Raw genomic sequence first — 7,833 nt, forward strand, 5'->3', positions numbered from 1 at the left:
CCGCTACCGCCGGCAAGCCGTGCGGCTACAGGGCGCTGGCGGTGTGCGGGGATGTGGTGTGCAAATAACCATGCAACAAACGCAATGCCGGGACATCCAGTGCCTGGGCGGCATAGCACAGGCCAACCCTGCGGATCAGATTGGGCGTGCGTGCCGGTCGGGCGATGACGCCTGCATGACGGTTGACCATCGACTCGGGCAGCATCGCCAGCCCCGCACCGGCCGCGACCAGCCGCAACACCAGCGTCATCGAGCCCGCCGTCGCCACTACCGACCCGGAGCTGCGGTTGTACAGTTCCATCAGGCGCTGGTGGGATGCGTGAGCAGGGCATGTAATCCATTGCACGTTGGCGAGGTCAGCTTCATCCAGCGCCGTTAGGTCCGCCAATGGATGGTCAACGGCAAGCGCCAACACGAAGGGCTCTTCCCACAGCGGGAGAAACAGTTCGTCCTCGCAGCAATCTTCCTCCACCGATAGCCGCGCATCGCCGCTGCAGCCGTCCTGTAATGTCAGCAATAGATTCGGCACGACCCGGTACGCCATCCCTAGAAACGCCTCCAGATGGCTGGCTGCGATCTCGCTTTCCACGCCGATCCCCAGCGTCAGCCGATCATTGCGCTGGCGGAACTGATTGCTCAGCGCCTGGGCTTCGGCCAGCAGTCGCCGTGCCTGCGGATAAAGCGTGCGGGCGTCGTCGGTCACTTCCACGCCTCTTGGCAGGCGCTGAAACAACGTGGTGCCTAATGCTTCTTCCAACTGGCGAATGGTCACCGACAGCGTGGGCTGGCTGGTGAACAGACGCTGCGCCGCCAAGGTGATATTGCGCTCCTCGAACACAGCGATGAAGGCATTGAGTTGACGAATATCCATATCAGAAACCGATATCAGTGAGAGGAATAAAGCATTTTTCGAGGGACGTGAGGGCTGAATATACTCGCTTTACTGCTTATCCATTGGCGCTTCTTATCGCTCCGTAGTCGGCGTCTGCCTGTGTTATCTGGAAGCCGATTCAGCTGTCGATAATCCGAGTAGTCTCGAACGACCGCTTCGCTATCCGCCATTCAAAAGAAAGAGAGGATTGAATGACCTACATCGCTGCCGAAAATCGTTATGAACGCGTTCCGTATCGCCGCGTAGGCCGTAGCGGCCTGGTTTTGCCCGCGCTGTCGATGGGCCTGTGGCACAACTTCGGCGACAGCACGCCGCTGGATACCCAGCGCGCGATGTTGCGCACCGCGTTCGATCTGGGCATTAACCACTTCGACCTCGCCAATAACTATGGCCCGCCCTACGGCAGCGCCGAAATCAACTTCGGCCGTCTGCTGCGTGAAGACTTCCAGCAGTACCGCGACGAGCTGATCATCTCCACCAAGGCCGGCTGGGACATGTGGCCTGGCCCATATGGGCAGGGCGGTGGTTCGCGCAAATACGTGCTGGCCAGTCTGGATCAGAGCCTGCAACGCATGGGCCTGGATTATGTGGATATCTTTTATTCGCACCGCTTCGACCCGGACACCCCGCTGGAGGAAACCGCTGGCGCGCTGGCCACCGCCGTACAGCAGGGCAAGGCGCTATACATCGGGATCTCGTCGTATTCCGGTGCCAAGACCCGGGAAATCGCCGGCCTGCTGAAGGAGTGGAAGGTGCCGCTGCTGATCCACCAGCCGGCCTACAACCTGCTCAATCGCTGGGTTGAAAAGGACCTGCTGGACACCACCGACGACTTGGGTTCGGGCGTCATCGCCTTCACTGCGTTGGCTCAAGGGCTGCTATCGGATAAGTACCTGAACGGGATTCCGAAGGATGCGCGGGTCAATCGTCCTGGCGGCGGTTCGTTGCAGGCTTCGCATCTGTCGGAGCAGAACATCGAGCACGTGCGCGCTCTGAACGAGATCGCCAAACGTCGTGGTCAAAGCTTGGCGCAAATGGCCCTGGCCTGGACGCTGCGCGATCCGCGGGTGACTTCCGCATTGATTGGCGCCAGCCGCCCGGAGCAGATCATCGAGAACGTGGGAGCGCTGGACAACTTGCAGTTCAGCCAGGAAGAACTGGCCGAGATCGACCGGTTCGCTGTGGAAGGCGGGATCAACCTGTGGGAAAAGCCGTCGTCGGCTGAGTGAAGGTTGATAACTGGTAAATGGAAATGAAGCACCTGTAGAAGCAGGCTTGCTGGCGAAAGCGGTGTGTCAGTCAGAGGATTTGGTACTGACACACTTCTTTTCGCCAGCAAGCCGGCTCCTACAATGATCGCGCTCTGTCCATCATTCAGGGGGCAGTTAACCCTCATCCCCCTCATCATCATCCCCACCATCGATCTTCATGCCCAACTCCTTGATCTTGCGCGTCAAGGTATTGCGGCCCCAGCCCAGCAGCACGGCGGCGTCGCGGCGGCGGCCAGCGGTATGCTTCAGGGCGGTTTCGATCATGATGCGTTCGAAGGTCGGCACCGCACTGTCCAACAGGCTGGATTGCCCGCGAGCCAGCGCTTGGTCGGCCCACTGACGCAGCGCCTGTTCCCAATTAGTGACCGGGGCGGCGTCCTGCGGCAGGCTGAGCAACTCTGGTGGCAGGTCGCTGATGTGCACTTCACGACCGGAGGCCATGACCGTGATCCAGCGGCAGGTGTTTTCCAACTGACGCACGTTGCCCGGCCAAGGCAGATGCTTGAGGTATTCCTCGGTCTCGGCCTTCAACAGCTTCGGTTCGACGGCCAACTCCTGCGCCGCACGGCTCAGAAAGTGTTTGGCCAGCGTCGGAATGTCTTCACGACGATCGGACAGACGAGGAATGTGGATGCGGATCACGTTCAGGCGGTGGAACAAGTCCTCACGAAACTTGCCTGCCTGGACCAGCGTTTCCAGGTTCTGGTGAGTCGCGGCAATGATGCGCACGTCCACCTTCACCGGCACATGACCACCGACCCGATAGAACTCGCCATCGGCCAGCACGCGCAACAGGCGAGTCTGGGTATCGGCAGGCATGTCGCCGATTTCGTCGAGAAACAAGGTACCGCCATCGGCTTGTTCAAAACGACCGCGACGCAGGTTGGCCGCGCCGGTGAACGCGCCTTTTTCATGGCCGAACAGCTCGGACTCCATCAGGTCTTTCGGAATCGCCGCCATGTTCAGCGCAATGAACGGCGAGGCCGAGCGCGGGCTGTGACGATGCAGAGCATGAGCGACCAGCTCTTTACCGGTACCCGATTCACCGTTGATCAGCACGGTAATGTTGGAATGACTCAGACGTCCAATGGCGCGAAACACTTCCTGCATCGCCGGTGCTTCACCGATGATTTCCGGAGTGCGGGTCAGGGTTGGCGCAACGTCCATGCCCTGTTGTTCCTGAGCATGCTGATTGGCGCGCTTGACCAGCGACACCGCTTCATCGACGTCGAACGGCTTGGGCAGGTATTCGAACGCCCCACCTTGATACGACGCCACCGCACTGTCCAGGTCCGAATGGGCGGTCATGATGATGACTGGCAGGCGCGGATGCTGTTCGCGAATCCGCGCCAACAGGTCCAGGCCGCTGGCGCCGGGCATGCGAATGTCGGAAATGATCACGTCCGGTTGCTGACGCGCCAGGCGGCTCATCACGCCGTCGGCGCTGTCGAAGCTTTGCGTGGTCATGCCTTCTTGCTGCAAGGCCTTTTCCAGTACCCAGCGGATGGAACGGTCGTCGTCGACGATCCAGACAGTTTCACTACGGCTCATGTCGAAGCTGCTCCTTGTTCCAGCGGCAAGAAGATCGAGAAAGTGGTGTGGCCAGGATGGCTGTCACACTCGATCAGCCCCTGGTGCTGACTAATGATGTTCTGAGTGATGGCAAGGCCCAGCCCGGTGCCATCGGGGCGGCCGCTGACCATCGGGTAGAAGATGGTTTCTTGAAGTTCCTGCGGGATGCCGGGACCGTTGTCGATGATTTCGATCTTGCTCACCAGGCGATGGCGCACGTGGCCGATGGTGAACTGGCGCATCGCGCGGGTGCGCAGGCTTATACGACCGAGACGAAGTTCGTTCTGCCCGCTGATCGCCTGCATGGCGTTGCGTACGATATTGAGCACGGCCTGAATCATTTGTTCGCGGTCGATCAAAACGTCCGGGATGCTTGGGTCATAGTCACGCACCAATGTGATGCAGCCCTGGCTTTCGGCTTCCACGAGACTGCACACGCGCTCCAGCACTTCGTGCACGTTGGTCATCGCCAGCGACGGCAGCTTGTTCGAACCGAGCATGCGGTCGACCAGGTTACGCAGGCGGTCGGCTTCTTCGATGATGACGTTGGTGTAGTCCTTGAGGCTTTCTTCCGGCAGTTCGCGAGCGAGCAATTGGGCGGCGCCGCGGATCCCGCCGAGCGGATTCTTGATCTCGTGAGCCAGTCCGCGGACCAGCATCTTGGTGGTTTCCTGCTTCGACAGCTGCGCCTCTTCTTTGGTGATACGCAACAGGCGATCACGGGGGTGGACTTCCAGCAGGAGCATCGTCTCGCCTTGCGACAGAATCGGTGTCACGGCGTAATCGACAGTCAGCGTCTGGCCGGTGAGCGCGGTGAGCATGGCTTCGCGCTTGGTGAACGGGTGTGCCTGCTCCACCGCCTGGCGCAGCGAGCTCAATGCCTCAGCGGACTCGGTAAACAACTCACTGATGAATTGCCCGTGGCTGCGCTGACCGCTGATTGCCAGCAGCATTTCGGCGGCCGGATTCATGTACTCCAGACGTAGCTCAGAGTTGAGCAGAATGGTGGCAGTGGTCAGATTGTCGAGTAACAGTCGGTGCAACGTATCGCTGATAGTCATGAATCTGGTTGACCTCTTTTGGCACATTGCACACTGAGCGGACCCAGGAGTGCAGGCTTTGGTTGGTCTTCGCCAGCGTAGGAAGACGGCCGCTACGGGTGCTTATCCCCTGCTTATTCGTAAGAAAATGCAAAAACCAAACCAAGCTCCGAAAAGAAGCGTCGGATGAAGCATTTCGGGCTTTTTTTGGACAGCCAGCCCGACTTCGGCGCGGCAAGAAGCGATTCGTGAACCAAAATGGGGTTTTAATCGGCGCGATCGTTCAGGTTGCGCACCATGGTGGAGCATAGTCATCTCGGCAGCGCTACATCAGAAAAAAGGCAGAATGCTGCTCTCTTCGGGTGGCTTGTCCTTGATCGGACATTCGGGGCGCACGCCGTAATCGTCGATCTTGCAGGGTTGGGCAAGGCGCTTTTGTGCGAGGGAGATGCGCATCATGTGGAATGGCTGGTTGGGCGTACGCTCAGCCACGCGACCGAACTCGTCGATGATCTCTATCGAGAGCTGATGGGTACCGCGGTCAATATTGGTCATCGGGAAAACCGGGCTGCGGCCGGCATTGCCATACGCCTTACCATCCAGCAGCAGGCGGTAGGTGTGACCGGGTTGAAGCTCCGGATCGTTAGTGACGGTCACGATCAGGTTGCCCTGAATGTCGCGGATCGTGCTGTCCGGCTCCGGCGCAAGAATGCGTAACAGCTGATAGCGAAACAGCGGCCCGGCCTTGGGTTTGGCGCTGGAAGCCTGGCTTGGCGTTTTAGGCGTGGACCTGATCTGGTTGCCGGGAGTGACCTCGACCTTTTTCGCATTTTTGTGAGGTTGATCGGTGAAAACCCGATTTCCCTCGGCGTCGATGTAGGTGTAGACGTCTGCAGCTGCCGGTTGGCCGATGAGCATGAGCAGGCAGATCAGCGCACGCCACAGCCATGAACTATCAGGGCTTGCCGACATGGACTCGCTGCACTGTGAGATTGATCGTCTGGCTTTGCTGAATCGTCTCTGTGCCTTGCAGCACCTGGACGGACAGGCTGTGTTCACCTCGGTCCAGTTCCACAACCTGAATGCGCGGAACATTGGTCGGTTGCCCGTAGGGGTTACCGTCTACTAGGAGTTGAAGCAGATGACCTGGCTGCAGACGCGGCTCGATTGCCACGCCGACTGTGAATGAACCGTTGTTGGCGCGCAGGGCTTCGCCATTGGGCAGATCAGTCAGCTCCAGCACTTGGTAGGCCGCGGCATTGGGCTGCGCCTGGGTCTGGTTCTGCGGAGGAGCAGGCACTGCGGGCGTTGGTCCCGCGGTTTCGACGCTGTTGAGTGGCGGCAGATCGACCGTCTCCGCTTTAGTCCCGTCGGGCGGCTGATTGCTGAAAGCCGTATTGCCGTTGGCGTCGGTGTATTTGTAGATCTGGGCGACTGCAGGAAGCGCAAGCAACAGCAGCACAAGGGCAAGGCTTTGACGCATGAATACTCCGGTCCACGATCAGGAGAACGACAGCGCGCGCCGGGCTACGTCGATAGTGCAGGGCGCAGTCGCCAGCATAGAGCAAAACCGGATTGGCGGTGAGCTCAGCCGCCATTCAGGTCAACCCTTGTTTGCGTCTGTGCACAGATCCTCTGCCGCTCGTTGCAGTGCAGTCACAAGGGTCGGGTCCGTTGCCTGACGCTCGATCTCGGCTTGCACCCAGCCATGGCAAGCATTGTCCTTGCGATACGGCAAAAACGCTGCGTACTTCTCCATCAGCATCGGTTGCAGTGTATCGAGACGCGTGCGAATCCCTGTCGTCAGGCTGGCAGTGGGTTTCTCGGGCGGCTGAATATCTTCGTGCCATTGAGCGATACGCGCGTACTGCACCATTTTGTTGGCTTCGATCTGCGCCGTCATGAACCTGTGAATGTCGTCTTTGTCGAGCCTGTATGTTGCGGCCTGGGATTCGGCATTGGCGATCACCTGCCGCTCGCGATCAGTGTCCTGCACCGGCTTGCCGCTGTAGAACTTGCTCTGCGCGACATCATTGGCAATGTCGAGGCGTTGCCCGATGGTATCGATCAGCGAGCGCAGTTCGGCAGGCGCTGGCCGGTTGATAGCGGCGCCAGTGCAAGCACAAATCAGGGGTGAGATCAGAAGCATGAGCAAGATCGGTTTGAGCATGTCGATGTCCGTGTAAGTTCTTGGAGCGTCCGGGAGCAGGCTGGATGAAACAGTATCCGGAAAAAAACTTTGTAAACACGATAAATAAGTACCACCACATACGGCATTCAGATTTTTCTTGCCTCATCACACCATTCCCCAGGCATAAAAAAGGCCCCCCAAAGGAGGCCTCTCTTTCACGCAGCTTTCGCTGGCGCGACTGGATCAGCAGCTGTAGTACAGCTCGTATTCCAGTGGGTGTACGAAGGTACGTACCTTGATTTCTTCTTCCGATTTCAGAGCGATGTAGGCATCGATGAAGTCGTCGCTGAAAACACCGCCTTTGGTCAGGAACGCGCGACCTTTGTCCAGCGATTCCAGGGCTTCTTTCAGGCTGCCGCAAACTTGTGGGATCTCTGCAGCCTCTTCAGGTGGCAGGTCGTACAGGTTTTTGTCAGCTGCATCGCCAGGGTGGATTTTGTTCTGGATGCCGTCCAGGCCTGCCATCAACAGAGCAGCGAACGCCAGGTATGGGTTGGCCGATGGATCCGGGAAACGTGCTTCGATACGACGGCCGCGTGGGCTGGAGACGTAAGGAATACGGATCGACGCGGAGCGGTTACGAGCCGAGTAGGCCAGCATTACTGGCGCTTCGAAACCTGGGACCAGACGCTTGTAGGAGTTGGTCGACGGGTTGGTGAAGGCGTTGATCGCCTTGGCGTGCTTGATGATGCCGCCGATGTCGTAGAGCGCTGTCTCCGACAGGTCGGCGTAGCCCGAGCCCGCGAACAGCGGCTTGCCGCCCTTCCAGATCGACTGGTGGCAGTGCATGCCCGAGCCGTTGTCGCCCTTGATCGGTTTCGGCATGAAGGTCGCCGTCTTGCCGTAGGAGTGGGCGACGTTGTGGAC

General features: G+C 59.1%; 7 protein-coding genes and 1 pseudogene. 1 reads left to right on the forward strand and 7 read right to left on the reverse strand.

Translation table 11 applies throughout. The features are described 5' to 3' along the window. Positions 1 to 25: 25 nt before the first annotated feature. Positions 26 to 871 carry a LysR family transcriptional regulator gene (locus ACRER8_RS20085; RefSeq protein WP_431747954.1) on the reverse strand — a complete coding sequence of 282 codons (846 nt, stop codon included), beginning with the start codon at positions 869 to 871 and terminating at the stop codon, positions 26 to 28. A gap of 212 nt (positions 872 to 1,083) precedes the next feature. Here ACRER8_RS20085 and mgrA point away from each other — a divergent pair, with 212 nt between their 5' ends. Further along, positions 1,084 to 2,121 carry an L-glyceraldehyde 3-phosphate reductase gene (gene mgrA, locus ACRER8_RS20090; RefSeq protein WP_431747955.1) on the forward strand — a complete coding sequence of 346 codons (1,038 nt, stop codon included), beginning with the start codon at positions 1,084 to 1,086 and terminating at the stop codon, positions 2,119 to 2,121. Between the two features lie 156 nt (positions 2,122 to 2,277). Here mgrA and ntrC read toward each other — a convergent pair whose 3' ends face one another. From ntrC to glnA, 6 genes and pseudogenes are all read right to left on the reverse strand, one after another. Then, the gene (gene ntrC / locus ACRER8_RS20095) at positions 2,278 to 3,714 is read right to left on the reverse strand and encodes a nitrogen regulation protein NR(I) (RefSeq protein ID WP_296186239.1); all 1,437 of its coding nucleotides are present in this window, start codon (positions 3,712 to 3,714) and stop codon (positions 2,278 to 2,280) included. After that, positions 3,711 to 4,796, reverse strand: coding sequence for a nitrogen regulation protein NR(II) (gene glnL / locus ACRER8_RS20100; protein ID WP_431747956.1), 1,086 nt, complete (start codon positions 4,794 to 4,796; stop codon positions 3,711 to 3,713). The genes ntrC and glnL overlap by 4 nt, the downstream gene beginning before the upstream one ends. A 309-nt stretch (positions 4,797 to 5,105) precedes the next feature. Next, a complete protein-coding gene (locus ACRER8_RS20105; RefSeq protein WP_431747959.1) occupies positions 5,106 to 5,720 on the reverse strand; it encodes a DUF4124 domain-containing protein in 615 nt (204 codons plus the stop codon). Positions 5,721 to 5,730: 10 nt separating this feature from the next. Further along, positions 5,731 to 6,258 (reverse strand): DUF4124 domain-containing protein, encoded by a 528-nt coding sequence (locus tag ACRER8_RS20110; protein WP_431747957.1) that lies wholly within the window; start codon positions 6,256 to 6,258, stop codon positions 5,731 to 5,733. Positions 6,259 to 6,378: 120 nt separating this feature from the next. Next, complete coding sequence (locus ACRER8_RS20115) at positions 6,379 to 6,945, reverse strand: chorismate mutase (RefSeq protein WP_431747958.1); 567 nt, start codon at positions 6,943 to 6,945, stop codon at positions 6,379 to 6,381. A 204-nt stretch (positions 6,946 to 7,149) separates the two neighbouring features. Beyond that, positions 7,150 to 7,833, reverse strand: a pseudogene (glnA, locus tag ACRER8_RS20120) (glutamine synthetase); the annotation flags it as partial.

Origin of the sequence: Pseudomonas sp., from assembly GCF_050739935.1 — a bacterium.
GTDB lineage: Bacteria > Pseudomonadota > Gammaproteobacteria > Pseudomonadales > Pseudomonadaceae > Aquipseudomonas.